General features: G+C 35.8%; 33 protein-coding genes. 5 read left to right on the forward strand and 28 right to left on the reverse strand.

Annotated elements, in window-relative coordinates; all coding sequences use genetic code 11:
• The 3 genes from miaA to GX687_03575 form a co-directional block, all read left to right on the forward strand.
• On the forward strand, positions 1 to 909 hold a 909-nt coding region (miaA, locus tag GX687_03565), incomplete at its 5' end, for a tRNA (adenosine(37)-N6)-dimethylallyltransferase MiaA (protein HHX96523.1).
• Positions 910 to 936: 27 nt separating this feature from the next.
• The gene (gene hfq, locus GX687_03570; protein HHX96524.1) at positions 937 to 1,170 is read left to right on the forward strand and encodes an RNA chaperone Hfq; all 234 of its coding nucleotides are present in this window, start codon (positions 937 to 939) and stop codon (positions 1,168 to 1,170) included.
• A gap of 145 nt (positions 1,171 to 1,315) precedes the next feature.
• Positions 1,316 to 2,275: a mechanosensitive ion channel family protein gene (locus tag GX687_03575; protein ID HHX96525.1), complete on the forward strand. Its 960-nt coding sequence runs from the start codon at positions 1,316 to 1,318 to the stop codon at positions 2,273 to 2,275.
• Positions 2,276 to 2,279: 4 nt separating this feature from the next.
• Here GX687_03575 and GX687_03580 read toward each other — a convergent pair whose 3' ends face one another.
• On the reverse strand, positions 2,280 to 2,441 hold the full coding sequence (locus GX687_03580; GenBank protein ID HHX96526.1) for a hypothetical protein: 162 nt from the start codon (positions 2,439 to 2,441) through the stop codon (positions 2,280 to 2,282).
• A gap of 90 nt (positions 2,442 to 2,531) precedes the next feature.
• On the opposite strand from GX687_03580, the gene GX687_03585 reads away from it, so the two are divergent.
• Complete coding sequence (locus GX687_03585; protein ID HHX96527.1) at positions 2,532 to 3,620, forward strand: D-alanine--D-alanine ligase; 1,089 nt, start codon at positions 2,532 to 2,534, stop codon at positions 3,618 to 3,620.
• Here the strand turns inward: GX687_03585 and lexA are convergent.
• The 15 genes from lexA to GX687_03660 all read right to left on the reverse strand — a co-directional run bounded on the left by lexA (position 3,617) and on the right by GX687_03660 (position 14,469).
• Positions 3,617 to 4,246 (reverse strand): transcriptional repressor LexA, encoded by a 630-nt coding sequence (gene lexA, locus GX687_03590; protein HHX96528.1) that lies wholly within the window; start codon positions 4,244 to 4,246, stop codon positions 3,617 to 3,619. The two genes, GX687_03585 and lexA, sit on opposite strands and share 4 nt — an antisense overlap.
• Before the next feature lie 96 nt (positions 4,247 to 4,342).
• Positions 4,343 to 5,221, reverse strand: a complete 879-nt coding sequence (locus GX687_03595; protein HHX96529.1) for a YegS/Rv2252/BmrU family lipid kinase — start codon at positions 5,219 to 5,221, stop codon at positions 4,343 to 4,345.
• A 128-nt stretch (positions 5,222 to 5,349) separates the two neighbouring features.
• Positions 5,350 to 6,363, reverse strand: coding sequence for a PTS sugar transporter subunit IIC (locus tag GX687_03600; GenBank protein HHX96530.1), 1,014 nt, complete (start codon positions 6,361 to 6,363; stop codon positions 5,350 to 5,352).
• A 94-nt stretch (positions 6,364 to 6,457) separates the two neighbouring features.
• A complete protein-coding gene (locus tag GX687_03605) occupies positions 6,458 to 6,757 on the reverse strand; it encodes a hypothetical protein (protein HHX96531.1) in 300 nt (99 codons plus the stop codon).
• A gap of 83 nt (positions 6,758 to 6,840) precedes the next feature.
• On the reverse strand, positions 6,841 to 8,892 hold the full coding sequence (locus GX687_03610; GenBank protein HHX96532.1) for a bifunctional 4-hydroxy-3-methylbut-2-enyl diphosphate reductase/30S ribosomal protein S1: 2,052 nt from the start codon (positions 8,890 to 8,892) through the stop codon (positions 6,841 to 6,843).
• Positions 8,893 to 8,897: 5 nt separating this feature from the next.
• On the reverse strand, positions 8,898 to 9,458 hold the full coding sequence (locus tag GX687_03615; protein HHX96533.1) for a 1-acyl-sn-glycerol-3-phosphate acyltransferase: 561 nt from the start codon (positions 9,456 to 9,458) through the stop codon (positions 8,898 to 8,900).
• A 41-nt stretch (positions 9,459 to 9,499) separates the two neighbouring features.
• Positions 9,500 to 10,192 (reverse strand): (d)CMP kinase, encoded by a 693-nt coding sequence (locus GX687_03620; GenBank protein HHX96534.1) that lies wholly within the window; start codon positions 10,190 to 10,192, stop codon positions 9,500 to 9,502.
• 76 nt (positions 10,193 to 10,268) lie between these two features.
• Complete coding sequence (gene aroH / locus GX687_03625; GenBank protein ID HHX96535.1) at positions 10,269 to 10,622, reverse strand: chorismate mutase; 354 nt, start codon at positions 10,620 to 10,622, stop codon at positions 10,269 to 10,271.
• Positions 10,619 to 11,041, reverse strand: coding sequence for a hut operon positive regulator HutP (locus GX687_03630; protein ID HHX96536.1), 423 nt, complete (start codon positions 11,039 to 11,041; stop codon positions 10,619 to 10,621). Before GX687_03630 ends, aroH begins: the two co-directional genes overlap by 4 nt.
• Before the next feature lie 63 nt (positions 11,042 to 11,104).
• Positions 11,105 to 11,548, reverse strand: a complete 444-nt coding sequence (locus GX687_03635) for a hypothetical protein (protein ID HHX96537.1) — start codon at positions 11,546 to 11,548, stop codon at positions 11,105 to 11,107.
• Between the two features lie 52 nt (positions 11,549 to 11,600).
• Positions 11,601 to 12,326: an rRNA pseudouridine synthase gene (locus tag GX687_03640; protein HHX96538.1), complete on the reverse strand. Its 726-nt coding sequence runs from the start codon at positions 12,324 to 12,326 to the stop codon at positions 11,601 to 11,603.
• 60 nt (positions 12,327 to 12,386) lie between these two features.
• Positions 12,387 to 12,902, reverse strand: a complete 516-nt coding sequence (locus GX687_03645) for a spore maturation protein (GenBank protein ID HHX96539.1) — start codon at positions 12,900 to 12,902, stop codon at positions 12,387 to 12,389.
• Positions 12,902 to 13,495, reverse strand: a complete 594-nt coding sequence (locus tag GX687_03650) for a spore maturation protein (protein HHX96540.1) — start codon at positions 13,493 to 13,495, stop codon at positions 12,902 to 12,904. Before GX687_03650 ends, GX687_03645 begins: the two co-directional genes overlap by 1 nt.
• Positions 13,496 to 13,569: 74 nt before the next feature.
• Entirely contained in the window at positions 13,570 to 14,010 is a 441-nt protein-coding gene (gene ytfJ / locus GX687_03655) for a sporulation protein YtfJ (GenBank protein HHX96541.1), read from the reverse strand.
• 18 nt (positions 14,011 to 14,028) lie between these two features.
• Positions 14,029 to 14,469, reverse strand: a complete 441-nt coding sequence (locus tag GX687_03660) for a hypothetical protein (GenBank protein ID HHX96542.1) — start codon at positions 14,467 to 14,469, stop codon at positions 14,029 to 14,031.
• 245 nt (positions 14,470 to 14,714) lie between these two features.
• Here GX687_03660 and GX687_03665 point away from each other — a divergent pair, with 245 nt between their 5' ends.
• On the forward strand, positions 14,715 to 16,418 hold the full coding sequence (locus GX687_03665) for a phospho-sugar mutase (protein HHX96543.1): 1,704 nt from the start codon (positions 14,715 to 14,717) through the stop codon (positions 16,416 to 16,418).
• A 17-nt stretch (positions 16,419 to 16,435) separates the two neighbouring features.
• On the opposite strand, the gene scpB is transcribed toward GX687_03665, so the two are convergent.
• The 12 genes from scpB to sigF all read right to left on the reverse strand — a co-directional run bounded on the left by scpB (position 16,436) and on the right by sigF (position 26,620).
• On the reverse strand, positions 16,436 to 16,945 hold the full coding sequence (scpB, locus tag GX687_03670) for an SMC-Scp complex subunit ScpB (GenBank protein ID HHX96544.1): 510 nt from the start codon (positions 16,943 to 16,945) through the stop codon (positions 16,436 to 16,438).
• Positions 16,926 to 17,690 (reverse strand): segregation/condensation protein A, encoded by a 765-nt coding sequence (locus tag GX687_03675; protein ID HHX96545.1) that lies wholly within the window; start codon positions 17,688 to 17,690, stop codon positions 16,926 to 16,928. Before GX687_03675 ends, scpB begins: the two co-directional genes overlap by 20 nt.
• A gap of 10 nt (positions 17,691 to 17,700) precedes the next feature.
• The gene (gene trpS, locus GX687_03680) at positions 17,701 to 18,684 is read right to left on the reverse strand and encodes a tryptophan--tRNA ligase (GenBank protein HHX96546.1); all 984 of its coding nucleotides are present in this window, start codon (positions 18,682 to 18,684) and stop codon (positions 17,701 to 17,703) included.
• A 14-nt stretch (positions 18,685 to 18,698) separates the two neighbouring features.
• Positions 18,699 to 19,325, reverse strand: coding sequence for a site-2 protease family protein (locus GX687_03685; protein ID HHX96547.1), 627 nt, complete (start codon positions 19,323 to 19,325; stop codon positions 18,699 to 18,701).
• Positions 19,326 to 19,341: 16 nt separating this feature from the next.
• The gene (locus GX687_03690; GenBank protein ID HHX96548.1) at positions 19,342 to 20,199 is read right to left on the reverse strand and encodes a CCA tRNA nucleotidyltransferase; all 858 of its coding nucleotides are present in this window, start codon (positions 20,197 to 20,199) and stop codon (positions 19,342 to 19,344) included.
• Positions 20,200 to 20,316: 117 nt separating this feature from the next.
• Positions 20,317 to 21,639, reverse strand: coding sequence for a diaminopimelate decarboxylase (lysA, locus tag GX687_03695; GenBank protein ID HHX96549.1), 1,323 nt, complete (start codon positions 21,637 to 21,639; stop codon positions 20,317 to 20,319).
• Between the two features lie 50 nt (positions 21,640 to 21,689).
• Entirely contained in the window at positions 21,690 to 22,796 is a 1,107-nt protein-coding gene (locus GX687_03700) for a CoA protein activase (protein ID HHX96550.1), read from the reverse strand.
• The gene (locus GX687_03705; protein ID HHX96551.1) at positions 22,696 to 23,712 is read right to left on the reverse strand and encodes a hypothetical protein; all 1,017 of its coding nucleotides are present in this window, start codon (positions 23,710 to 23,712) and stop codon (positions 22,696 to 22,698) included. Before GX687_03705 ends, GX687_03700 begins: the two co-directional genes overlap by 101 nt.
• 26 nt (positions 23,713 to 23,738) lie before the next feature.
• Positions 23,739 to 24,095, reverse strand: coding sequence for a SpoVA/SpoVAEb family sporulation membrane protein (locus tag GX687_03710; GenBank protein HHX96552.1), 357 nt, complete (start codon positions 24,093 to 24,095; stop codon positions 23,739 to 23,741).
• Entirely contained in the window at positions 24,095 to 25,114 is a 1,020-nt protein-coding gene (spoVAD, locus tag GX687_03715; GenBank protein ID HHX96553.1) for a stage V sporulation protein AD, read from the reverse strand. Before spoVAD ends, GX687_03710 begins: the two co-directional genes overlap by 1 nt.
• An 8-nt stretch (positions 25,115 to 25,122) precedes the next feature.
• Positions 25,123 to 25,689: a stage V sporulation protein AC gene (spoVAC, locus tag GX687_03720; GenBank protein HHX96554.1), complete on the reverse strand. Its 567-nt coding sequence runs from the start codon at positions 25,687 to 25,689 to the stop codon at positions 25,123 to 25,125.
• Positions 25,690 to 25,843: 154 nt separating this feature from the next.
• Entirely contained in the window at positions 25,844 to 26,620 is a 777-nt protein-coding gene (sigF, locus tag GX687_03725) for an RNA polymerase sporulation sigma factor SigF (GenBank protein HHX96555.1), read from the reverse strand.
• Positions 26,621 to 26,629 lie beyond the last annotated feature (9 nt).

The raw sequence follows: 26,629 nt of genomic DNA on the forward strand, positions 1-26,629 counted from the left end.
CCCACTGCTGTAGGAAAAACAAAAATAGCGGTAGATTTAGCCTTAAAAATGAATGGTGAAATTATCTCCGGAGATTCCATGCAGGTTTATCGGGGAATGGATATCGGCACTGCTAAAATTAAACCCGAAGAAACCAAAGGAATTGTTCATCATCTAATTGATATTTGTAATCCAGATGAACCATTTAGTGCAGCTGATTTCCAAAAACTGGCTAGGGAAAAAATTAAAGAGATCAGCCAAAAGGGGAAACTACCTTTTTTAGTTGGTGGTACCGGGTTTTATATTGATGCAGTACTTTATCCCTACCAATTTACCGGTCAAGGTGACATTTTACCATATCGCCGCTATTATTATTCCTTAGCTAAACAGAAAGGTAAAGAATATGTCCACCAACTTTTAAAAAAAATTGATCCACAAGCTGCTCGAAAAATTCACCCACATGATTTAAAACGGGTCAGTAGAGCCTTAGAATATTATCAGGCTACAAATGGTAAACTTATTTCCGAAAAAAAAGACACAGCTAAACAAAAACCACTTTACCATGCCGTGATGCTGGGTTTAAGCATGGAACGAAATCTGCTTTACCAAAATATTGAAAAACGAGTGGATAAAATGATGGCTAATGGTTTTTTAGAAGAAGTGGCTGCTCTTTTAAAACAAGGCTATTCACCGAAATTAACTGCTTTACAAGGATTGGGATATCGACAATTAATACAATATTACCAAGGTGAAATAAATTTAAATACAGCCATTGAATTAATAAAACGAGATACCCGCCGTTTTGCCAAACGGCAGTGGACATGGTTTAAAAGAAATAAAGCCATAAAATGGTTTGACATTAAAGCACCAGACGTGAAAACTCAAATCTTAGCATATCTAAGCAGGACTCTAAGCTTAGGTGCAGAATAAAAGAAAATATAAAGGAGGGAAAGATATATGAGTAAAATACAGTTTAATTTACAGGATAATTTTTTAAATCAAGTTAGAAAAAACAATATACCAATTACACTATTTTTAATAAACGGATTCCAATTAAAGGGCTTAGTCAAAGGGTTTGATAACTTTACCATAGTTATGGATATTGACGGTAAACAACAGTTAATTTATAAACATGCTGTTTCCACTATTTCACCACATAAATTTATTGATTTAAATGAAGAGAGGTGCTGATTTTTTGAACTTATCGCTCATTTCCGAATTTATAGGGGCCTTACCGCATTTATTGGTTCGGAGCACTTGTGCAATTATTCTGATTACTTTCTTTTGGTTAATTAAAAATCAATTAACAAATTTGATTTTTAAATTTGTTTTAAAAATGGTAAAACAGGTTCATATTCCTTTTACCGAAAATCTTTTATTGTCCTTTAAAAAACCAATTCATTATTTCTTTATTTTCTTAGGTTTTTACTTAGCTGTTTTTTGTTTTTTTGCACCTTTTACAAGTGAACAAACACTATTTATTTCCAAGATATCACGCTCAATATTTATAATCCTCATAACCTGGGGGATTTATAATTTAACAGATTTGGAATCAGTTATCTTTAAAAAATTACAAACAAAATTAAACTTGGAAATTGACCAAGTTTTAGCTGTATTTCTTTCCAAGTTTTTACGGGTGGTGCTTGTTTTAATCGCCTTTACTATTATTGCCCAAGAATGGAATTATGATCTCAATGGCTTAATTGCCGGTTTGGGTTTGGGTGGTTTGGCCATCGCTTTAGCGGCTAAAGATAGTTTAGCCAACATTTTTGGCGGCGTGGTAATTCTTTTAGACAAACCTTTTACCTTAAATGACTGGATTAGTACTTCACAAGTAGAAGGAACGGTGGAGGAAATTGGTTTCCGGAGTACTAAAATCAGAACATTTACCCAAGCACTGGTTACCGTACCTAATTCCACCTTAGCTGATGAAGCGATAACTAATTGGTCTAAAAGAGGAAAAAGGCGTATCGATTTTGAATTAACAGTAAGCTTTGATACACCTCAAGAAAAACTAACGAATTGTCTACAGAAACTAAAACAAATGTTAAAAAATCATCCGGAAATACACCAAGATGCAATTTATGTTCATTTCCGTGATTTTGGTGAAAATGGCTTTCAAATTTACTTTTACTTTTTTACAATTACCACTGTTTTTAGGGAATTTTTACACGTCCGGGAAGATGTTAATTATAAAATACTGCAGATTTTAGAGGCTGAAGGAATTAAATTAGCTTATCCCAGCAGAAATCTTTATTTAAAAACACTCCCGGAAAGTAATTTACTTCGGAATTAACCTGTCATTTACGAGTTGTTTTTAACATATTTAATGTACCTAAAATAATGTGGGCAATTCCAAATCCTTTTAAACCTGCACCCAATGGACCCCGCATTCTAGAACCTATTTTAGTCATAGCTGCACCCAAACCTGTAACTAACCAACCTACACGTCTTTTTTTCACTGTATTCACCCCCATAATCGATATTATTTCTCAATAAAAAAAGAAATATACTACAACAGTTTTGAATAAAAATAATCTGGGAGTGATTAGATGTCTAAATTAATGGTAGCTTTATTTTTCGGTGGTTGTTCTGGTGAACATGAAGTTTCACTTAATTCAGCGTATTCAGTTGCTCAAGGTTTAAAAGAAAACTTTAATCTTTTCCCCATAGGTATAGCTAAAGATGGACAATGGTATGGACCAATTCCCGTTGCCCAAATACCCAATTTTCGGCCTGAAGAATTTCAAGAACAAAAAATTACTATTTTGCCTTTTCCTAATTCTGGCGGCCAAATTTATAGTTTACCTAATTTAAAAAAAATCACTAAAGCCGATATCTTTTTCCCGGTCTTGCACGGTACCTATGGTGAGGATGGTACAATTCAAGGTTTATTAGAATTGGCACAAGTACCTTATGTGGGTGCCCGTGTACTTGCTTCAGCTGCCGGCATGGATAAAATAATTATGAAAAATATTTTTGCACAAGCTAATCTACCACAAGTGCCTTATTTAGGATTATCACGCTCGGAAATAGAAAAAGATAGCCTGAGCTTAAAAATTGAAGAAAAACTAGGCTATCCATGTTTTATAAAACCCGTTAATTTGGGTTCTAGTGTTGGTATTTCTAAAGTTAAAAACCGAAAAGAATTAAAACAGGCTTTAAAAATTGCGGCACGCTATGATCGAAGAATAATAGTAGAAAAGGGAGTAGAGGCACGCGAATTTGAAATTAGTATTTTAGGTAATGATGAACCCCAGGCATCTATCCCCGGGGAAATTGTTCCTGGTAATGAATTTTACGATTATGAAGCCAAATATATTTTAAATACTTCTCATTTGCATATTCCCGCTAATTTACCAAATGAGCAGGTAGAATTAATGCAAAAATTAGCTATTCGAGCCTATCGGGCCCTTGATTGTTCAGGTCTTGCCCGCATAGACTTTTTTATCACTAAGAATACGGAAGAAATTTTAATAAATGAAATTAATACCCTACCTGGTTTTACGGAAATTAGTATGTATCCAAAATTATGGGAGCATTCCGGAATCTCTAAGGAAGACCTACTTAATAAACTAATTTATTTGGCCCTAGAAGATTATGCTGAAAAAAGCAAAACCATAACTAGTTATCAGCCTTAATTCAATTTACGAACCAAACCAATTACTTTACCCAAAATTTTTAATTCACGATCACTGCGAACAATAATAGGGTTATAAAAATCATTTTCCGGCTGGAGACGAATATAATTGTGGCCGCGGTAAAATCTTTTGACCGTGACTTCATTTTCGATAATAGCTACAATTATATCACCTTCTTCAGCCGTATTTTGTTTTTTAACAACAATCCAATCCTTGTCCAAAATTCCCACATTTATCATACTGTCACCTTTAATATTTAACATAAACACTTCATCAGTACCCGTAAATTCATAAGGAAGGGGGAAGGTATCCTCAATATTTTCAACAGCTAAAATAGGTTTCCCGGCGGTTACTTGTCCAATTATAGGCACATTGACTAAATCCTTATTAACTTTTAGAGCCTCATTTATTATTTCAATAGCCCGCGGTTTCGCCGGGTCTTTTTTAATATAACCTTTTTCCTCTAACTGATTTAAATGATTATGTACTGAAGCACTTGATTTCAGTCCCACTATTTTCCCTATTTCCCTAACAGTAGGTGGGTAACCTTTACTTTTAATTTCTTTCACAATTACCTTTAAAATTTCCCTTTGCCTTGGTGAAAGATCTACAAAACTTTCATACATAGAACATCCTCCTCACAAAATAACATTTATTCAAATTGTAACATAATTTAATTTATTTTACAAACACTGGTTTGGAAAAACTTATCAGCATTACCCTTAGGGCACGAAAACCTTTAAAGCCTGGTGCAAAAATTTTACCCGGGAAGGAAGGGGAGGACCCTTTTCGCCATCTACACTTAAATAAACATCTCTAGGTCCTTCGATAAGACATTCACTAGCCCGCAGTCGCATTACATGTCTAGTATCAAGGGCCTCTTGACTTAAGACTCGAAAAAACAAGGTAGCTAAATCAAGAGGATAACAATCCTTAATAATAATAATATCCATTAAACCATCAGAAATATCTGCATCCTTGATCAAATTAGTAAAACCGGCACCATGAGTACCATTCAAAATACAAAATAAAAGACTTTTTACTTTTAAGCATTTTCTTTCTGTAGTAATTTTTAAAGGAAATGCCTTTTTATAAGCTACTTCACCTAAAGCTTTTAAATAATAAGCCAAAGGCCCGAAATTCCGCTTTAAATCATCATTAGTATTAAAGGATATTTCGGCAAATAGTCCTCCAGCACAAGTGTTTAAAAAATAATGTTCATCATTGAGTAAACCCAAATCCACCGCTCGAGTTTTACCCTCAAAAATAACCTTTAAGCAGTCTTCAAGACTTGTAGGGATCTGCAGACTGCTAGCAAAATCATTACAGGTTCCGGCGGGAATAATACCGATGGGAATATGACAATTATTTTTTAAAAAAAAGTTAATAGTGGTATGAAGGGTACCATCACCACCAGAAAGAATTACAAAGTCAAATTGATTAAGTTTTAAAGTGGTTAAAAACTGATTACTATTTTTATCAATACGGTATGGAAATAAAACTACCTGATTTTCTTGTGCTTTTTTTAAAATATAATCTAATTGGTGAAGAATACTGCGATCACCAGAATAAGGATTATAAATTAAAAGGGCCTTTTGCATTTTGGATACCTCCGTTAATCATAATTATAATATAGAATGATTATTTTTCATATTCTCAGCGACGATTTTTAATCAAGTTAACATAATGTCTATTATCGGAAGTAAAATAACCAAGATTTTAACTTGGTCTAAGTATCCAACTTTAGATCCCCCCATTTAATCCAATTCCGACGACGCATAAATTCAGAAATTAAAAGTGTAATTACTGCCGGTAAAATAAGATGTAAAATCACGATGTTTAAAAAAACATTCGGGCTGGCACCCATAGCTTCAATAGTTCCAAATTGACCCACTAAACCACTTGTACCCATCCCTGCACCAGCTGGTACATTTTTCATTTGAAAAATTGTTGTAGCCAAAGGCCCCAAAAGCATACTAGTTAGTGTTGGTGGAATTAAAATTAAAGGGTTTTTAACAATATTGGGAATCTGCAACATAGATGTACCTAAACCCTGAGAAATTAAACCACTCCAACCGTTTTCACGATAACTAGCAATAGCAAAACCAATCATTTGAGCTGAACAGCCTACTGTAGCCGCACCTGCAGCTAAACCACTTAAATCCAACATAATAGCTAAAGCGGCACTAGAAATAGGTGCTGTTAAAGCTAAACCCATTAACAGGGAAACTAAAACACCCATGGGAATTGGTTTTAATTCTGTTGCTTTCATGATTAAATCACCTAGAGCATTCATCAAGGCAGCTATTCCTGGACCCACAAATTGTGCAGTTAGCACCCCCATAAGAATTGTGACCATGGGAGTAACAATGATATCAATTTTAGTTTCTTTGGAAACTATTTTTCCAAATTCGGTACCAATCACTACAGCTATAAAACAACCAGCTGGACCTCCCAATTCCGCACCTGCCATACCGGTTATTGTGGAGGCAAAAAGTACCAAAGGTGGAGCCTGTAATCCATGGGCAACCGCTACTCCAATGGCCGGCCCCAACATCCCCATCGCTTTGAGTCCACAAGTAACCAAGAACTGTATGCCTATTTTTTCCCCGATCACCTTTAAAATTAAACCAACAATTAGGGAAGCAAAAAGACCTAGGGCCATAGCTCCTAAAGCATCAATCGCATACCGTTTTAATGATAATTCAATATTTTTGCGTTTTAAAAAACCCTCTTTTCCCATACTTCCTCTACTCCTTCATTTTAGATAATCTTCACTATATCTTAACACCTTCTTTTGGTAACAACAAGCATAAAAAAAATGACTGAGAAAAATCTCAGCCATTTTTATCAAGGTTTAAACTCCAATTTAAACCGTAATTATTATCCCAATTACCTGCCCCATCGTGAAAACAAAAATTAATTTGCTCATCTTGGGGTATTAATTCCGCTTGCCAAGCAGTACCTTCCTTTTCCATTTTGATATCCTTGATATTTTCCCACTGTTCATTTACTCCTGTTCCTACATGAGCATAAATAATAGGGACATCACTTTGAGCCAAAGGACCATTATAGGTAATAGTAACAGCCTGTTTTGTTGCTTTGCTTTTTAATGGGGAACGAAAAAATTCTAACATATTTAATACCTCCCGGAAGTTTTAGGCTTTATGCTTATTATTTTAAAAAAGCTTCCGGATTATTAGTAGTAAAATTTAGCTTTTTATTCCCCTTGGTTTTCCTTGATTAAATCACCAATAGTAACTAAGTCCTGAGTATCTTGATGACCTAAATAAGAAGCATATTTCGCCTCTTCTTCGTCAATAAGGGCATCCTTAATACTTAAGCTGATTCGTTTTCTTTCCACATCAATGGACATTATTTTTGCCTGTATTTCTTGACCTACTTCTAAAACATCACTAACAGTGTCAATTCTTTGTTTCGAGATTTTAGAAATATGCACCAAACCGTCCAAACCCGGTTCAAGCTCCACAAAAGCACCAAAGGAAACAATACGCACTACTTTCCCGGTAATAATACTATTAACTTCATATTTTTTTATGGCTTCCTGCCAAGGATCAGGTAATAATTCTTTTAAACTTAAGGATATTTTTTCTTTATCACGATCTACACTTAGAACATAAACTTCTATTTCCTGTCCTTCTTGGACTACATCAGAGGGATGATCAACACGCTGCCAACCTAATTCAGAAACATGTAAAAGACCATCTAATCCACCTAAGTCTACAAAAGCACCAAAATTAGTAAGCCTTTTTACTACCCCTTTTCTAGTTTGACCAGCCTCAATATCTTTTAATAAAGCAGCTTTTTGCTTTTCTCTTTCTTCAGCAAGAACAATCCTTTGGGAAAGAACTACTTTGCCTTTTTCCGGCTCCAGTTCCAAAATTCTCAGACGTAATACTTTCTGAAGATACTCTGAAAAATCTTTAACAAAAAATAATTCCACTTGGGAAGCAGGTACAAAACCTTTAACACCTACATCAACCAATAAACCACCTTTAACTATTTCGATAACTGGGGCCTCAATAATTTCATTGGCCTTCTTAACTTGGGCCAAATGTTCCATAATTTCATTAAAATGAGCCCTTTTACGTGAAAGAATAATATTACCTTCCTCATCCTTTTTAACGACCTCTACCGTAATTTCTTCACCAACCTCTAAAACATCACAGAGATCAACTTTAGTGTTTGAAAATTCAGTTACGGGTAAAATACCTTCCGATTTTCCACCTATATCTATTAAGGCCTCATCACTGGCTACCTGGACTATAGTACCGGTAATTAAATCCCCGGGACGAAAGGTTTGTATATTAATTTGTTCCCCTAAATCTATTGAATTAGGTGTTGTTTCTTCGGTTTGTGGTAAAACAGCCTCCTCTGTTACAACATTATTTTGCTTACTACTTTCCTCCATGTTTTCTTCTTGCACATCCATTTTGTATTCTTCCATTTGTTCAATGACCTCCTTAATAATCCAGTCAGGAGTTGAAGCCCCCGCTGTAACACCTATTTTAAATTTATTTTGAAACCACTTGAGTTGTAATTCATCCGCCTGTTCTACTTGATAAGTAGTTACATATTTTTGGCAGACTTCTTTTAATTTTTTAGTATTGGAACTATGTCGGCCGCCAATAACAATCATTAGATCAACTTGTTTTGCTAGTTTTACGGCGGCCTTTTGCCGAATTCGTGTAGCCGAACAAATCGTTGGTAAAATTTTCAAATCTAGCGGCTGTGTTTGTAGATAAGCTACTAATTCGTTGAAATTAGTTTCTTTTTCAGTTGTTTGGGCTAAAAGGGCAACTTTATCCTTTAATTTAATTTTTTTTAGTTCTTCTAAAGAATTAATTACAATTGCTTTGTTTTCGGTCCAGGCCACTATTCCTTGTACTTCTACATGCTGATGATCACCTAAAATAAAGACTTGATATCCCTGTTCGGCTGCCTCACGTGCTACTTTTTGTGCTTTTTTTACATGAGGACAGGTAACATCAATAATTTTACTCCCCTGTTTTTCTAATAATTCATAAGTTTGGGGACCGACACCATGAGTCCTAATTAAAACTGCCCCTTTTTCCATTAGCTCATCTTTTTCAATAATGCCCAATTTTTTCAAACGTGCAGTCTCCTGCTTATTGTGTAATAGTGGCCCTAAAGAAAAAACAGGTTCCCGGCGAGCGGCTTTTTCCGCCGCCTGAATTGCTTTCTCTACACCAAAACAAAATCCGGCATGTTCAGCTACAATAATTTCCAATAGTCTTACACATCCTTCATTAGGCTTTTCATTCTAGCCGTAATTTCAGTGGTTACTTTTGCTAAATCATCTGCTGAAATTTTTTGTCCTTCACATAGTGAATAATAATAGGGTTCACCAATCCTTACTTTTATTTTACCCCTAATAGTGAGTGGAAATGTAGTCCTTGTACCCTCAAGGTACAAGGGAACAATTGGGGCTTGGGCCCTTAAAGCCAAATGTGCAGCCCCTGGATGAAAAGGAAGCAATTTTCCGGTTTCACCCCTTTTACCTTCAGGAAAAAGACCAATAACTTTATTTTCCTTTAATAATTTATTTGCTTGTCGTATAGCCCGGCGATCTGCTTGACCGCGTTTTACCGGAAAAGCATTAAGACGTGAAATTAACTTACCTAAAATAGGAATCTGAAATAATTCTTCTTTAGCCATAAAACAAACCGGGCGATTCACAGAACAAGCAAAAACAACCGGATCCCAAAGGGAAACATGATTAGCAATTAAAACAAGGGGTCCCTCCTGTGGAATGTTTTCCTGACCCTTAATTTGCCAATGGTTAAAAATTAACAAATAAAATTTTATTAGATTTTTTAAAAGAGCATAAAGCATAATTAGTCGCTTTCCTTTTCCTTGATTAAATCAAGAATTTTTTGGACAACCTCAGCGGGAGTCAAAAAAGTAGTGTCAATAATTACGGCATCAGTTGCCGGAATTAAGGGACTTGCTTTTCTATTTTGATCATAAGTATCACGACGTGCCAAATCTGCTTTAACCATTTCTAAAGTGTGCCGATGTCCTCCTGCATTTAATTCTAAACAACGCCGCCGTGCTCTTTCCTTCAAAGAAGCTGTTAAAAATATTTTACAATCAGCATTAGGCAAAACTACTGTACCTGCATCTCGACCATCCATAACAACATTATTTTTTTGGGCCAATTTACGCTGTAATTTGACTAATTCTTGCCTAACCAAACCGTGTGCGGCTACCTGAGATACATGCCGACTAACTAAAGGTTCCCGAATTGCCAGGGTAAGATCTAGATCATTACAATAAATTTTAGGTTTAGCCTCTTTTTGTTGTACCATATCAAGATTAACAGAAGTAGTCAATTTAGCCAAGGCTGCCTCATCATCTAAGGGGATCCCTTGTTGTAAAGCAGTATATGTAATTGCCCGATACATTGCTCCAGTATCAATATATAAAAACCTTAATTTATCCGCAAGTTTTTTAGCAATCGTACTTTTACCTGCCCCAGCTGGACCATCAATCGTAATTTGAATGACTAACTCCTCCTTTTTAATCATCCCTTATTTTATCATAGTTTATGATAAAGTTAACTAAGAAAATAAAACAATCTCCCGAAAAAGTTCAGAAGATTGCTTATAAATCTGACCGTAAATCAACCGCTCTATTTAAATATAAATGACAAACCTTAGTATCTGTTTTTAAATAAGCATGGAGCAAAAGGCGGATACACAAAGGCAGCCCATGAGAAACATTTGCCTCCACAGCACCAAGCAGTGGCACTTTATTTAGGCCCATTAATCTAGCAGCTTTAGCAGGAAATTCGGCTGTCAAATCAGGTGTTGTGGTAAAAATAATACTAACTAAATCCTTAGTTTGCAAATTATTTGCCTCCAAAAGAGCCCTAAGTAAATGTTTAGTTTCTTTTAAAATAGCTTCTGATGTATTAGCCTCAACTGTTGTTGCTCCGCGAATTCCATAAATTCTCATACTTCTTTAAAGGGTGCCACACGATGTGCCAAACCGATAGCTACCTCATCCAAATGCAGCAAGCCGACACCTAAAAAAACGACAACACTCAAATGATCCTTCTGTCGGGCAATCCCTATTTTCCCTCCCACATTTAAACCCAATGCTTTGGGCATAATTTGCGATAGAGCCTCACGCGTAGCCCCAGCAATAGCCCCTTCATCATAATGACTATCTGTAATAACTCCTTCTCTTTTGGCTGCTACAACCGCTCTTTCAATAATTTTCTTAATTGAAGTAATATATTCTCCACCGATATTAACAGCCGCGGTTCGAATACCAACCAAAGAAAACTCATCCTTTAATTTTTGTTCAGCCTCCCGACTTTCAGTTAAAGACATTTTAATAGCCGCAGCTGCAATTTTTTTAGAACCAGTCATTACAAACCAACCTTTACATTCATTATCAATTAAAATTTTATTATAAGGACATTAAAATAGCAACTATTTCAGGCTAATAGTTGCTAAATAAATCCTACCAACACCTTTTACTTGTGTTTCTAAACTAGGTACAAGAATATTGGGTGTTTTTTTATCAACCTTAACAAGAACAGGTAATTCAGTTTGAGGATTGAACAAAGTGATTAAATCACCTTTTTTAACATTAAAACTAACTTCATTACGGGAAAAATCGGCAATTTTTTCACCATTAATAATTATTTCTACATCAGGTCTTTGTGGATAATTCATTAGTTTTAAAGTTAAATTGGCCCAAGGAATTGAACTAATTCCTCCTGCCAATTGTAAATGATCATTTAAAAATGGTTCACCCTCTAAATAAATAGCCAAATTTAATTTACTGTTAAACGCGGGAAATAAATGCAATAATTGAATGGTAAAGACTAGTAAAAAGCAAATCAAAAAACAAATTAGCAACAAAAACTCCATCTTTTTCGGATAAATTTGTTTCATGAATTCTCCTTAGTATTGATCTTTTTAATTATTTTATCCCACAAACTTTTTTTAAATCCTTAATTTCTTCATTATTTAATTTTCGATAAGCCCCACTTTTTAGATCTCCCAATTCCAAAGGTCCAAAACAAATTCTTTTTAAAGAAATTACCGGGTGGTCTACATGTTTACACATTCTACGAATCTGTCTATTGCGGCCCTCACTAATGGTTATTTTTAACAGAGTTGTTTGCGGTCTTAGCTCAAGTAATTTTACCTTTGCCGGATAAGTAGGACCATCTTCTAAAAGAATCCCCTTTGCCAATTTTCTGATAGTATTTTTGTTGACCTGTCCCTCAACTAATACCAAATAGGTTTTAGTAATCCCATAACGGGGATGAGTCAAGCGATTGGTCAATTGACCATCATTGGTCAACAGCAAAAGTCCCTCAGAATTGTAATCTAAACGTCCTACCGGATAAATACGTTCTTTTACCTCTGGCAATAAATCAATAATTTTTCGTCTTCCCCGGGGATCTGACAAAGTAGTTACCACCTGACGTGGTTTATTTAATAAGTAATATACATAAGCATCTGGAGTAGAAATTTTCTGATTCTTAATTTCGACAAGATCCTTTCCAGGTGCAACCTTAAACCCCAATTCAGTAACTATTTTCCCATTTACCTTGACCAAACCATTAATAATCATTTTTTCTGCTTTACGCCGTGAAGTTATGCCACAGCGAGCAATATATTTTTGTAAACGTTCCACCAAAGTTCACCTCATAATTATTATATACTAAAAAAGCTTCCTTAAAATTATAAATTCTAATATCTAAAAAAGGTAACTAACAATAAATAATGAAGCCAAAAAAGCTACTAAATCAGCAAAAAGACCTACTCCCAATGAATAGCGATATTTTTTAACTCCCACAGAACCAAAATAAACTGCCAATATAAAAAATGTGGTATCAGTACTGCCCTGCATCGTCGAGGCCAAACGTCCTAAAAAGGAATCAGGTCCATATGTATTAATTATTTCCACAGCAATGCCTAAAGCAGCACCTCCGGACAAAGGCCGCATTAGGGCTAAAGGCAATATTTCTGCAGGAAAAAAACGCCCAGCATATTTTTCCAAGAGGTCGATTATTCCGGCTTGTCTAAAAACACTCACAGCCATCATCATGGCAATTAAAAATGGAATTATTTTTACCACAATTTTAATTCCCTCTTGGGCACCTTCCACAAAAGCTTCATAAATTCTAACCTTTTGAAAAGCGGCATAAAGCAAAATAAAAAAAATAAAGCCGGGAATAGCCCAACGAGAAAGTTCATAAAATATTGTTTGCATTACCCTCCCCTTCTCCTTTGATAAAGACAACTCATTATTCTATCGGTAATTAGGGCTACCATAAAACCTAGTGTGGTTGCAAACAATGTTGTACCAATAATCTCAGTGGGATTTTTTGATCCGGCGGCCAAACGAATACCAATTATAGTTGCTGGCAAAAGGGTAATATTAGAAGTATTCATGGCCAAAAAAGTACACATAGCTTCACTAGCCTCATTTTTTTGGGGATTAATTTTTTGTAATTCCTGCATGGCCTTTAAACCAAAAGGGGTAGCTGCATTCCCCAAACCGAGCAAATTCGCACTGAAATTCATAATAATTGAGCCTACAGCTGGGTGATTAGCTGGCAGAGAAGGAAATAATAGTTGAGTAAAAGGACGTAATATTTTAGCAAGAGCCTTTACTAAGCCCGCCTCCTCGGCTATTTTCATAAACCCCAACCAAAGACTCATAATCCCGATTAATTCCAGTGCGTATTTCACCGCCGCTTGAGCTGCCTGAAACATGGCCTCAGTTATAATTTCCGGTTGTCCGCGTATACCGGCTAAAACAATACCCATACCGATCATTACTAACCAAATCAAATTGATCATTAGTACCCCTAGTCCATTCTTTTTCTTTAGTTAACTTATGAAAGAAGGACAGTCTTTAGAACAAAAGCAGGGTATTAATCCATAATTTCAATCTGTGGGTCATTATTAAATGTCTTTTTTTCTTTTTGACAAACTAAATTTTGCAACTGATCTATTAATTCAGGTGTTGTATCAATTAATCGTTCTAAAAAAGCATTTCTACTATCTACGACCATTAAACGGACTTCACCATGACCCACTACTAAAAAACCTACCGGTTTAACGGAGACACCAGCTCCACTTCCACCCCCAAAGGGCAAAACCTCATCTTCTTCGATAGGTTTGTTTTTTTTACCACAAAAAAAACCAAACTCACTACCTCCAGCGGCAAAACCACAAGCCACACGGGAAACAGGGATAATTACTGTTCCATCCGGGGCTTCAACAGCATCACCAACTACTGTACTAATATTTACCATTTCCTTAATACTTTCCATTGCTGTTTTCATTAAACCTTCAATTGGATGTTCTTGCATTGAGCTAATTCCCCCTAACTATTTTTTTCCCCGGTATAAAGAATAAAGGATAATAATAATATGACCTAAAGTAAGTTCCAATATACAAGAAAAATCAATTAAAAAAAGGTTTTGAGCCTGAAAATTGGGCTTAATAATTATTTGATTATTAGCAGCATTAAGTACTAATTGTGTACTTAATGCACCCCATAAACCCCATAAAACACCAACACCTAAGGCTGTTTGGGCAGGACCGGGAAGAGCCATTTCAATATGAAAACAAAACTTCTTCAGTTTAATTTTTTTCATGATTTGTGGTAAAAAATCAATCAAGATTTGTTTTAAACACACTAAACGTAAAAAACTTGTTGACTTGCCTGTATCTTTAAAAATACGCCGCTTCCAAAATTTTTTTTCGGTAATCTTACCCCAAAGAGGAATAGGCAGACTTGGTAATTGCAAAACTTTTTGTTTAAACACTATAAGATAAAAATAAAAACAATCAAGCTGAGGGGAAAGTCTCAGCTTAATTTTTAAAGGGAAAAAAAAGATGAACAAAATTATAATCACCAAAAAAATAAGCATGCTTCTCCCCTTTTCCACTATATTTTCCCTTTTAGTATAACCAAAGACATTAACTGATAAAATTGACTTATACAATTATTTTATATAAAATTTAATTAAACAGTTTTGCCAATTCGCAAATATAGGAGGTAACATAACAAATGAACCAAAATGCATTACAAATTTACGAGCGTTGGCTGCAATCGGAAATCATTGATTCCCAAAGTAAACAAGAATTATTAAAATTGCGGGCTCATCCGGAAAAAATCGTGGAACTTTTCGGTTCCGAATTAGCTTTTGGAACTGGGGGTTTAAGAGGAATCATGGGCATTGGCTTAAATCGTATGAATATTTATACTCTTAGGAAGACAACACAAGGATTAGCCAATTATTTAATTGAAAACCAAAAAAGCGATGAATTAAAAGTTGTAATTGCCTATGATACCCGCATGTATTCCCGGGAATTTGCTGAAGAAGCTGCCTTAGTATTAGCAGCTAATGGTATTCAAGCACTGGTTTTCCCGGAACCACGTCCTACACCTTTATTATCCTTTGCTGTTAGGGAATTAAAGTGTGCTGCCGGAGTTGTGATCACCGCCAGTCATAATCCACCAGAATATAATGGTTACAAAGTATATGGTCCAGATGGTGCCCAAATTGCAGCCCATTTTCTAGATAATTTAACTTTAGCCATTAAACAAGTAGATATTTTACATACTGTAAAAACGATTAAAAAAGAAACGGCAAAAACAAAAGGATTGTTACAAATACTTACTTCCGAAATAGATCAAAAATATTTAAATAAAGTTCGAAACCTTTCCCAAGCTAAACCTAAGAAAAAGCTAAAAGTTGTTTTTACTCCCCTACATGGTACGGGAATGAGCTTTATTCCCACCTTGTTAAAAGAAAGTGGCTACCTAGATTTATTTGTGGTTGAAGAACAGGCCCAACCTGATCCCTATTTTTCTACCGTAAAAATACCAAATCCAGAGAGCATTTCTTCTTTTAAATTAGCCTTTAAATTAGCTTGCGAAAAAAAGGCTAATTTAATTATTGCTACAGACCCAGACTGTGACCGCTTGGGCTGTGCCATTAGAGTGAAAGATGAATATCATTTTTTAACTGGTAATCAAATTGGAGCCTTAATCCTAGAATATTTCCTTAGTCAACTTAAACTAAAAAACAAATTACCTAACAATGGTGTACTAATTAAAACCGTGGTTACCAATGATTTGGGGAAGAAAATTGCCGCAGCTTACGGAATTGAAACCTTGGAAACCTTAACCGGTTTTAAATACATAGGTGAAAAAATTAGGAATTTCGAAAAAACAGGTAAATACACTTTTCTTTTCGGTTATGAAGAAAGTCACGGCTATTTAGTCGACACTTTTACAAGGGATAAAGATGCCAATATTGCCGCCTTATTATTAACCGAATTAACCGCTTATTATTGGGAAAAAGGCTTAAACCTTTTAGAAGTTTTGGAGAAATTATATCAAGAGCATGGTTATTTCGCCGAAGATTTAATTTCTATGGAGGTACAAAATCAAAAAATGGTTTCCGAAATCATGTCCATCTTAAAACAAGAAGTCCCAAAAGCAGCCTCATTACAAGCAGTAGAAAAAAGGGACTTTGAACTTGGCAAAAGGTATAATTTAATCACCAATGAAATTTCCGAACTTGATTTTCCTCAATCCAAAGTACTTGCTTATCATTATAATGATCATTCCTGGTTTGCTTTTCGCCCCTCAGGTACAGAACCTAAAGTAAAATTTTATTTTTCCGCTATTGGCAAAAACCAGAAGGAAGCAGAAAAGAAATTAGAAAACCTGAAAAAAACGGTGCTAGAATTAATAAAAGGGTAGGAAAACATCCTACCCTTTTATAATTTCGGTAATTCTTGTAAATCCTTAAGGCCCATATATTTTAAAAAACTAGCCGTAGTACCATATAAAATAGGTCTACCAGGTGCCTCCTCACGCCCTACCTCGGCTATTAAATCCCGATTTAACAAAGTATTTAAGGCACTATCACTGTTAACTCCTCTTAATTGATCAATTTTACCTTTAGTAACAGGTTGTTGATAAGCAATTATAGCCAAGGTTTCTAGGGCAGCTTGTGTTAACGTATTTAAACGTGGTTTAACCAATTTTTCAATATAAGGTGCATATTCTGGACGTGTAGTAAAAAAATATCCCCCAGCCACTTCTTGTAAACAAAACCCTTTTCTTTCACGTTCACAATCGGCTTTAATTTCATTTAACAATATTTTAAGATCATATTGGGGACAGTCGATAATTTCAGCCATAGTTTTCAAAGAAAGAGGTTCATCAGAAACAAATAACAAGGCCTCAATAATGCTTTTTGTTTCATCAGGAAAAAGTGTCGGCATTAAAAGATTCCTCCTCTGAATGAAGTAAATAAAGATAAAGATCATCAAATAATTTTTTTTGTTTTAATAAAATTTGTTTTAACCTTACTAATTCAAGAAGAGCTAAAAAGGTTACGATTACTTCCTCTTTACTTACGGCCTGATTAATTAGTTGGTAAAAAGAAAGTCCCTGCGGATTTTGGCTTAATTGAGTTAAAATGTAGTTGAGCTGTTTTTGAATAGTAATCTCTTCTTTGGGCAGCGAAATTGGCTTAGTGTGCCCTTTTTTTTGAATTAATACTTTTTCAAAAACAGCAACCAAATCTTGCCAAGTTATAGAACCAATGGGATTAGGTGGAGGAAATTTTTCTAATAAAGCCTTTTCATTTATCTGACGAGGAAAACATTTTGCCTGCTCGGCAGCTAATTGTTCAAAAGTCTTTACTTTTTCTTGATATTTTTTATATTCAAGCAGTCTTTTAACTAATTCCTCCCGAGGATCAGGCCCCTCTTCCTCTGTTTCAGGTTCAACCACTGGTTGAGGTAAAAGCATTTGGGCTTTAATAGCCAATAATGTACAGGCCATGACAATAAATTCACTGGTTAAATCTAAATCTATTTCCCGGGCTTTATCTAAATAATCTAAATACTGTTGAGTAATGATTGCAATAGGAATATTATAAATATCAATTTTATTTTCTTCAATTAAATGCAAGAGAAGGTCTAAAGGACCTTCAAAAATGGGTAATTTTACCCGATAATTCATTCTCCCACCTCTATATCCGCATGGCCTCATGTACCAATTCCATTGTTTCAGCTGCTTTTACACGTGCTTTTTGGGCTCCAGTTTCTAAAATCTCGGCAAGCAGCTTTGGTTTATTAAGATAATTTTCTCGTCTCTGCCGAATCGGTGCTAATTGTTGGTCAATAATTTTAGCTAAGCGGTGTTTACATTCTACACAACCTATTTCTCCCTGCCGACAAGCTGTACTTATTGCCTCTACTTCTGTGCGGTAAAGTTGATGATATGCATAAACTAAACAAACCTCAGGATGACCGGGATCATCTTTTTTAATTCTCGCCGGATCAGTAACCATCATTTGTACTTTATCCCAAATTTCCTTAGTAGAAGCACTCAACGGAATATCATTATTATAGCTTTTGCTCATTTTTCGACCATCTACTCCCGGCAGCATGGCTATTTGAGCTAATTTTGCTTGTGGTTCGGGAAAAAGTTCACAATTATAAAGGTGATTAAAACGACGTGCCAATTCACGCGTAAATTCGATATGAGGTAATTGATCTTCACCAACTGGAATCGTATTTGCCCGATAAACTAAAATATCGGCAGCCATTAAAACCGGATAACCCAAAAATCCATAGGTAGAAATGTTTTTGCCTTGACTGCCTAATTGAGCGATTTGACTCTTAAAAGTAGGCACCCGTTCCACCCAGGAAAGTGGAGTAATCATGGAAAAAAGCAAATGTAATTCACCATGCTCCTTAATAGCTGATTGAATAAAAATTGCACATTTTTCCGGATCCAAACCAGCACTGAGCCAATCTAAAAGCATCAAATGTCTATTTTCCCGAATTTCTTCCGTATTTTCAAAAGCGGTAGTTAAAGCATGCCAATCAACAATACCAAAATAACACTGATATTCATCCTGTAATTGTAACCAATTTTCTAAAACACTCAAATGACCAATATGCAGTCTCCCGGTAGGACGCATACCACTAAAAACTATTCCCTGCGACATTCAAAATTACCCTCCTATAAACCAACTATAAAACCACTAATTAACATAATAGAATAAAGTAAACCATTAACTAAAGGACCTAAAATATAACCAATTAACCCCGTAATTACCACAAAAATTAAAATAAATGGCCCATAAGCCTCCAATTGGATTAAAAACCTATACCCTCCAGCTGGTAATAATCCGGACAAAATTTTAAAACCATCTAAAGGAGGAATGGGAATTAAATTAAAAACAGCCAAACAAAGATCAATTACCAAAAGGGCCTCAGTCAAAACTAACCAAAAATAAGCAGCCTGAAACTTAATACATAAAGTGTATAATATACCAGCAGCTAAAGCAACCAGAAGGTTGGATAAAGGTCCAGCTAGAGCAACATAAAGCATTCCCTTGCGGGGATTAATTCGAAAATTAGCCGGATTGACCATTACCGGTTTAGCCCAACCAAAACGAGCAATAATTAATAATAAAGTACCAATAGGATCTAAATGTGCTAAAGGGTTAAGAGTCAATCTCCCCTGATATTTTGGTGTAGGATCCCCCAAACGATAGGCTACATAACCATGGGCAAATTCATGTACACTTAAAGCCAGTAAAATTGCCGGTAAACTAATAATTATTATTTGCCAACTACTTCCCATTAATATCCTCCTCCAATCATTTTAAAGCCCGCTCTATTTTACTCCGTTCCCGAGGATACAATCCCCAATATTCGGCCAACTCATCTAGTTTTTCAGGCTCTCGGGCTAAAAGCAAGGCCAAATAAGTATCCCACTTGGAAATAGCTTTACTTTCATCCCAATCGGGATAAAATGAAAGACTTTTAAAAAAAGCAGTCCAGCCTCCTAAATAAAAAATAGCTTGAATATTCTTGCTTACTTCTTTTTCGGCACATAATAAACGCCATTCCTTAAATCTGCGGCGAGGAGCAATCTTTTGTAAATAAGGCCAACTCTCCTTTAATAATTTCAAAGTTTCACCGGCAATACTAAAACCTAAACGATTTTGATAGCGCAGGGCACGTAAGATTCGTGTAGGATCATCCCGAAAACTACTTGCTGATAGAATACGTAAAAGGCCCCTTTCCAAATCTCGTTTTCCCCCAAACAAATCAATAATTTCACCCCAACCATTTTCTTCAAGGGGAATTAAGAGGGTATTAATAGTAAAATCCCTTCTTTTTAAATCATTAAACCAGTTAGTAGGTTTAACCAATGGTAAGGCACCTGGTTCGAGATAAATTTCCTCTCGAGCTGTGGCAAAATCAAAAATTAAATCACCTATTCTCCAAGTAGCTGTTAAAAAACGGGGATTAAAAATAGCTTCCCCGGCAAATTTTTTCTGTAAACCCTTTACCAAGGCAATACTATCTCCCTCAAGCAAGAAATCATAATCACGACTTTTTCTCTGCAAAAGGGCATCACGTACTGCACCACCTACTAAAAACAGCGGCTTTGCTGTCTGCGAAATCAACCAATCGATAATTTTATTAGCTGGTAAATATCGTGATACCATAATAATTTATTCCCTTGGTTTTTTTTTATTAAACAACGCCATTATTTCCAAGATTAAATATATAAGCAAGATAACAATTAAACCTTTAATAATGAAAATCAAAAAACCACCCCCGAACTAGCTGGGAGAACTAAGTCGTGCAGGAATTAAATCATGACGAATTAAATCCTGATAAGTTTCGCGGGCAACAATTAAATCAGCCTTTCCTTGGTTCACTAGGACTACGGCAGGACGCGGCAGCCGATTATAATTACTAGCCATGGAATAATTATAAGCACCTGTTGCAGAAACAGCCAAAAGGTCCCCACAAGTAGCTTCCGGAAGTTTAATATCCTTTATTAACAAATCACCACTTTCGCAATATTTGCCAGCAATAGAAACTATTTCAGTTGATCGGGCTAACATTCTATTAGCCACTGCAGCCTCATATTTAGCTTGATAAAGTGCTGGTCTAGGATTATCACCCATACCACCATCAACAGCCAAATAGGTACGAATTTTAGGTACTTTTTTCACAGTACCAATAGTATAAAGAGTAATACCCGCTGGACCAATAATTGAACGTCCTGGTTCAATTATTATTTTTGGTATCTCAATTTTTAATTCCTGTGCTTTTCTTTGAACTAGAGCCATTATTGGCGAAGCAAATTCCTTGATGGCAATTGGTTCATCACCAGAGGCATAATAAATACCCATCCCCCCACCCAAATTTAATTCTTCTAATTCATGTCCAGTTTCAACTTTAATTTCCTTTAAAAAATCCATCATTACTGCCGCAGTATTACGAAAAGGGGCAATCTCCAAAATTTGCGAACCAATATGACAATGTAAACCCTTTAGATCTATAGTCTCCAAAGAAAGTGCTTGCTTAACAATTGCCAATGCTTGGCCGGTAATAATCGGCAAACCAAACTTAGAATCTATCTGTCCTGTTCGAATATGCTGATGTGTGGAAACATCAATCCCGGGAGTTATTCTTAATAAAATCCGGGCAGTAGTGCCCAATTTTAAACAAAGATCATGTACTAATTCCAATTCCCGAAAACTATCAACCACAATACGACCAACACGATTAATTAGGGCCTCTTCAATTTCCACAGCTGACTTATTATTACCATGAAAATAAATCTGTTCAGCCGGGAAACCAGCTTGTAAAGCCGTAAATAATTCTCCCCCTGAAACTACATCTAAACCTAATTTTTCTTGTGCAATTATTTTAACCATAGCCATAGTTAAAAATGCCTTACTGGCATAGAGCACTTTATTTTGCGGAAAAGGTTGAACAAAAGCCTGATAATAGTCTCGACAATTTTGACGTAAATAAGTTTCGTCAATTACATAAAGTGGTGTACCAAATTCTTTGGCCAAATCCAGGGTATCACACCCACCGATACATAAATGACCTTGGGTATTAATAGTCATGGTTCCCTGTAATTTCATTAAATTTCACTCCCTACTAGTTTTCACTCCTTTCCATTATAGCAATAATTTTAAGACAAGGTAACCCTTAATGTCGAAACCTGCCTTTTTTTAGCTCGCAGTAATTCAACAAAGGCTTCTAAGCGAGTTTCTAAACCAGCTTCACCGGTTTGTTCATCTACATAGATATTTAATACAGGTATTTTACACTTTTTACTTACCTGCGGGAAAATATTGTGAGCCACTATTTCCGGCATACAAGTTAAAGGAGCCACTTGAATAAGACCATCATAACCTTGTTTGGCAAAAGCTACTCCCGCCCCAATACTTTCCAAACCATGACCACCTACAAAATGATTCAAAAAAGGGCTGGCTTCCATTTCATATTGACGCGATTTTAAATTAAAAATATTTAAAGTCAAAATATGCTTTTTAATCCACTCACTTAAATAAAGTGAACGGCGTACATATACCCCTTGGGCAGCCAACTTTTTTTCTATTTCCAAATTAGCAAATGGTTCAAGTAGAGTGTAAATCTCCCCCACTAGACCAATTTTTAAAACTTGATCAACTTCTTTGAGAGGAATATGTAATAATTTTTCTCTTGCCAAGCCATAAGCTTCTTCTAATTCATGAGTTTCAGTAGTGGCATCAATATTTAAAAGAGCCTTTTTAAAGATTCGCTCCGCAGTTCCTAAGGCCCTTTCTCGGGGACGTATTTGCTGCACCAGTTTTTCCAATTCATCTACCAAAATGGCTTTTTTATAACCAAGGCGTACTGCCTGAATAATTTTCCACCAAGGTAAAGGTCCAATAGTACTACGAATGCGTTTCACAAATTCCAAGTAGCCTTTTTCCGGTGGTTCGATAATAATGGCTTGATAACCTACTCCCAAATCCTCTAATATTTCTTTTTCTAATTGAGCATATAAACCAAAACGACACGGACCGGAACCGCCAATCATTAAGAAAGTATCTGCCCCCATTGCTTTTGCTTCAATAAAATTTCCAATATTTATTTTAAAAGGCAAACAAGCAAATTCCGGTGAATGACGCACTCCCAAAGATAATGTTTTTCTAGTACAAGGGGGCGGCACAATCACCTCTAGACCCAGATGTTCCAGCATCCCTTTGACAGGTACCCACATTGTACCCATATGAGGAAATGTAATCTTGATGGTTATCACTCCTCCAACGAATAATATCAACAAAAGCTTCCAATCTCGTAAATAACCCGGCTTTACCACTGTGTTCATCTAAAATAACATTTAGATAGGGAATTTGCCGTTCAATTAAACGTCTAATAATTAAACTATCCATAAAAGAATCAATTCCACAGCCAAAAGAAGTTAAATTAATTACCCCTTTTAAACCCGGTTGTTCCATAAAACTATAAACAGCACCTAATTGGGTCTTTCCATAAGTCCAAAAAACAAGTTTAGGAAACTTTTGTAAATGAGTTTCTCTTTCCCTTTGAGGAAAATGTGAAGGCAAAATAATCGTACAACCCAGTCTACGAAGTTTTTCCCATAAACCTAAATTTAAATAATGATCATGAAGATTATAATCATGACCCAGAATTAAAATATTTAAATCAGTTGTTTTAATTTCTTTTACTAATTTCTGTTCATAGTCCCTTTGTTCCTGCATTGCTTTTTGCCAAGCCTTTTTTATTTTTGACCATTTAGTAGTAAATGGTGCGGCACAATCACACAAAAAACTATTTACCTGATTTGTTTTCACCTGATTAATTACCGGTTTGATTAAAGGCGGATGTTTAATTTTACTAGCCTCCAACATATCAGGTAATCCCATAAATTTTGGACAAATATAAGCCTTTTTTTCTACACTAATTAAACGGGGAACAAATAAATAATCAAGGTTTTTTTGACATAAAGCCTGTACATGTCCGAAAAAAATTTTAACAGGCAGACATGTTTCCGCTACCACACTTTGAATACCTTCATCTAAAATAATCTTATTAGTGGGTGGTGAGACAATCACTTGCCCACCCAAGGCCTCGAAAAAGGTTGTCCATAAGGGAAAATAAGTATGATAAAACAAGGCCCGCGGCAAACCAATTTTCCAATTCATTTCACATTACTCCTTTCCCCAAATTTTTAGCCTTTGGGTTTAGCAAAAGTAGCTGCCACCAATCCAAAAACTATGGCAGTAGCAATACCCACCGAGGTAGCTTCCAAGCCACCTCCCAGTGCCCCCAACAAACCACGCGATTTTACACCCTCAATAGCTCCTTGGGCTAAAGAATGACCAAAACCTGATAGGGGAACCGTAGCCCCCGCCCCTCCCCAATCAATCAGGGCTTGATAGACACCGATGAAACTCAATAAAATACCGGTGGTAACATATCCGACCAAAATATGACCAGGAGTAATGTGAAAAGGTGTTAAATCCATTAAAAGTTGTCCCAAAACACAAAACATACCACCTAAAATAAAAGCCTTTAATAAATCTATTATCTTTCACTCCCTTCAGATTCCAAAACAACTGCATGTGCTATACAAGGAATACTTTCACCTTGAAAGGTGCTCAAAGGGCTTAACAAAGCACCAGTACCCAAAAACAAAATTCGCTGCTGATGACCACTTGCCAATTGGTGAAGTAAATGGGCCGCCAAAATTACTGCCGAACAGCCACAACCACTTCCTCCAGAATGAGTATCTTGCTCAGGTGCATAAATCACCTTACCACAATCATATAAACCCTCAGTAGAAATCCCCTTTTCTTCCAATAAAGTATTTAAAATATCACTACCCAAAAAACCCAGATCACCGGTAACAATTAAATCATAATCTTTTTCACTACGTCCCGTATCTTCCAAATGAGTTTTAATCGTATCATAAGCAGCTGGAGCCATTGCCGAACCTAAATCCTGAGCATTACTTACTCCAAAATCATTAATTTTCCCTACAGTAGCCTCAGTAAGTCTTATTCCGGTACCAATTCTACTCAACACAAAAGAACCACTACCGGTAACAGTCCATTGAGCCGTCATGGGCCGCTGGTCACCCAATTCAGTTGGAGTACGAAACTGTCTTTCAGCGGTATCATGGTGGCTACTGGCCGAAACACCTATTCTTTCCGCAAAACCACCATCCAGCAAAATCCCCCCTAGACATAACCCTTGGGCTATCGTGGAACAAGCCCCATAAAGACCCAAAAAAGGAATTTGTAAAAAACGGGCCGTGAAATTTGCACTAATAATTTGATTTAATAAATCCCCAGCCAAATAAAGATCTAAATCTTTAGGTAAAAGCCCCTTTTTCTCCAAAGCCAATTCCATAGAATACTGCATCATTTTTTGTTCTGCTTTTTCCCAAGTCTTTTCACCAGCCAAATTATCTTCCAAGACATGGTCAAATTGTTTACCAAAGGGCCCCACACCTTCCTTAGGCCCCACAACCGAGGCCCAAGAATCAACTATCGGCTGAGACGAAAATTGAAATGTTTGTTTACCAATTTTTTTATGTGCCATTTATTACCCTACTTTATAAAGAAATAGACCAAACCTACCAAAATGGAAACCATGGTCCCGTACACCAAAACCGGTCCGGCGACCCTAAATAAATGAGCCCCTACACCATAAATGTACCCTTCATGTTTAAATTCTAAACCAGAAGCCACAATTGAATTAGCAAATCCGGTTATGGGTACAATGGAACCTGCCCCGGCAACTTTACCTAACTTATCATAATGACCAAGGCCAGTGAAAAAGGCTCCCAAAAAAATTAACAAGGCCGAGGTTGCCGCCCCTGCTTCTTTATCAGGTAGTCCGTTTTGTAAAAAAATATTTTTAATTACTTGTCCCAATAAACAAATCGCACCACCAATTAAAAAAGCCATGAACACATTTTTTAAAACTGTTTGGGGTGGAACTAATTTCAACGCCGTACTTTGATAAGCTCTTTGCAAAGGAATTGCAATCCTTTGCTGCTGTCGTTCCAATTCACGACGTAGAGCAATTAATTTTTCTTTTTCTTCTCCTTGAGCCTCAGCTTCCCAAGCTAAAACCTTTTGATGTTCCTTTTGTAAAGCCTCCTGTTGTTTCATCATTTCCTGTTCACTAAGTACAACATTTCGGGCAATAATTGCTTCTCTTGCCTGCATGTTTTGCCGAATATCCTTTTCCTGCAAAAGACCACCTACTTTCCGTTAGTATTATGCTCAGTTCAATAAAAAATAAACAGGGTTTTTAGCTCCCTGTTTAAGAATTATCTTTTTCCAAAAAATATTTTAATTTACACAGGGCCTGTCTTTCGAGACGAGAAACTTGTACCTGTGAAAGATTAATAATTTTAGCTATTTCAGTCTGAGTCATGTCTTGAATAAAGCGCATAATTAAAATATCCCTTTCTTTGGCCGGTAATTTTCCCAGAGCTTCTTTGAAAATTATTTTTTCAAACCAAATTTCAGTTTCCGGATCAGCACTTAATTGATCTAAAATATAAATAGGGTCTCCATCATCTTGATATAAGGTTTCATAAATAGAAGTAGGTTTTTGCATAGCATTTAAACTTAAAATAATTTCATCTAAACTAAGCTCAATTTCGGAGGCAATTTCCTGTAAAGTAGGTTCCCGGCCCAATTCCTCTGTAAGACTTTCTCTTTTTTTATTGATTCGATAGGCATTCTCCTTTAACGAACGACTAATTTTCAAAGGACCATCATCCCTTAAAAACCTTCTAATTTCACCAATAATCATTGGTACGGCATATGTAGAAAATTTCACATTATAACTCAAATCAAATTTATCAATGGCTTTAATTAAACCGATGGTACCTATTTGAAATAAATCTTCGACTTCATAACCCCGACCACTAAACCTTTGTACTAAACTAAAAACTAAACGCAAATTACAATTAATTAATTTTTCACGTGCTTTTAAATCACCTGTTTTAACTTTATGTAATAATTCTTTTATTTCTTCGTCTTTTAACAATGGAAAACGAGGTAAATTCATTGCCGATAATTTTACACTCATTAAAATTAC

This window comes from Clostridia bacterium, from assembly GCA_012841935.1.
GTDB lineage: Bacteria > Bacillota > Peptococcia > DRI-13 > DTU073 > DUTS01.

Bases quoted from the DNA above. Each gene is read 5' to 3' on its own strand.
- hfq (HHX96524.1), top strand. From the start codon at position 937: ATGAGTAAAATACAGTTTAATTTACAGGATAATTTTTTAAATCAAGTT.
- GX687_03575 (HHX96525.1), top strand. From the start codon at position 1,316: ATGGTAAAACAGGTTCATATTCCTTTTACCGAAAATCTTTTATTGTCC.
- GX687_03585 (HHX96527.1), top strand. From the start codon at position 2,532: ATGTCTAAATTAATGGTAGCTTTATTTTTCGGTGGTTGTTCTGGTGAA.
- lexA (HHX96528.1), bottom strand. From the start codon at position 4,246: ATGTATGAAAGTTTTGTAGATCTTTCACCAAGGCAAAGGGAAATTTTA.
- GX687_03595 (HHX96529.1), bottom strand. From the start codon at position 5,221: ATGCAAAAGGCCCTTTTAATTTATAATCCTTATTCTGGTGATCGCAGT.
- GX687_03600 (HHX96530.1), bottom strand. From the start codon at position 6,363: ATGGGAAAAGAGGGTTTTTTAAAACGCAAAAATATTGAATTATCATTA.
- GX687_03605 (HHX96531.1), bottom strand. From the start codon at position 6,757: ATGTTAGAATTTTTTCGTTCCCCATTAAAAAGCAAAGCAACAAAACAG.
- GX687_03620 (HHX96534.1), bottom strand. From the start codon at position 10,192: ATGATTAAAAAGGAGGAGTTAGTCATTCAAATTACGATTGATGGTCCA.
- aroH (HHX96535.1), bottom strand. From the start codon at position 10,622: ATGAGAATTTATGGAATTCGCGGAGCAACAACAGTTGAGGCTAATACA.
- GX687_03630 (HHX96536.1), bottom strand. From the start codon at position 11,041: ATGACTGGTTCTAAAAAAATTGCAGCTGCGGCTATTAAAATGTCTTTA.
- GX687_03635 (HHX96537.1), bottom strand. From the start codon at position 11,548: ATGGAGTTTTTGTTGCTAATTTGTTTTTTGATTTGCTTTTTACTAGTC.
- GX687_03645 (HHX96539.1), bottom strand. From the start codon at position 12,902: ATGCAAACAATATTTTATGAACTTTCTCGTTGGGCTATTCCCGGCTTT.
- GX687_03650 (HHX96540.1), bottom strand. From the start codon at position 13,495: ATGATCAATTTGATTTGGTTAGTAATGATCGGTATGGGTATTGTTTTA.
- ytfJ (HHX96541.1), bottom strand. From the start codon at position 14,010: ATGCAAGAACATCCAATTGAAGGTTTAATGAAAACAGCAATGGAAAGT.
- GX687_03665 (HHX96543.1), top strand. From the start codon at position 14,715: ATGAACCAAAATGCATTACAAATTTACGAGCGTTGGCTGCAATCGGAA.
- scpB (HHX96544.1), bottom strand. From the start codon at position 16,945: ATGCCGACACTTTTTCCTGATGAAACAAAAAGCATTATTGAGGCCTTG.
- GX687_03675 (HHX96545.1), bottom strand. From the start codon at position 17,690: ATGAATTATCGGGTAAAATTACCCATTTTTGAAGGTCCTTTAGACCTT.
- trpS (HHX96546.1), bottom strand. From the start codon at position 18,684: ATGTCGCAGGGAATAGTTTTTAGTGGTATGCGTCCTACCGGGAGACTG.
- GX687_03685 (HHX96547.1), bottom strand. From the start codon at position 19,325: ATGGGAAGTAGTTGGCAAATAATAATTATTAGTTTACCGGCAATTTTA.
- GX687_03690 (HHX96548.1), bottom strand. From the start codon at position 20,199: ATGGTATCACGATATTTACCAGCTAATAAAATTATCGATTGGTTGATT.
- lysA (HHX96549.1), bottom strand. From the start codon at position 21,639: ATGAAATTACAGGGAACCATGACTATTAATACCCAAGGTCATTTATGT.
- GX687_03705 (HHX96551.1), bottom strand. From the start codon at position 23,712: ATGAATTGGAAAATTGGTTTGCCGCGGGCCTTGTTTTATCATACTTAT.
- spoVAD (HHX96553.1), bottom strand. From the start codon at position 25,114: ATGGCACATAAAAAAATTGGTAAACAAACATTTCAATTTTCGTCTCAG.
- spoVAC (HHX96554.1), bottom strand. From the start codon at position 25,689: ATGAAACAACAGGAGGCTTTACAAAAGGAACATCAAAAGGTTTTAGCT.
- sigF (HHX96555.1), bottom strand. From the start codon at position 26,620: ATGAGTGTAAAATTATCGGCAATGAATTTACCTCGTTTTCCATTGTTA.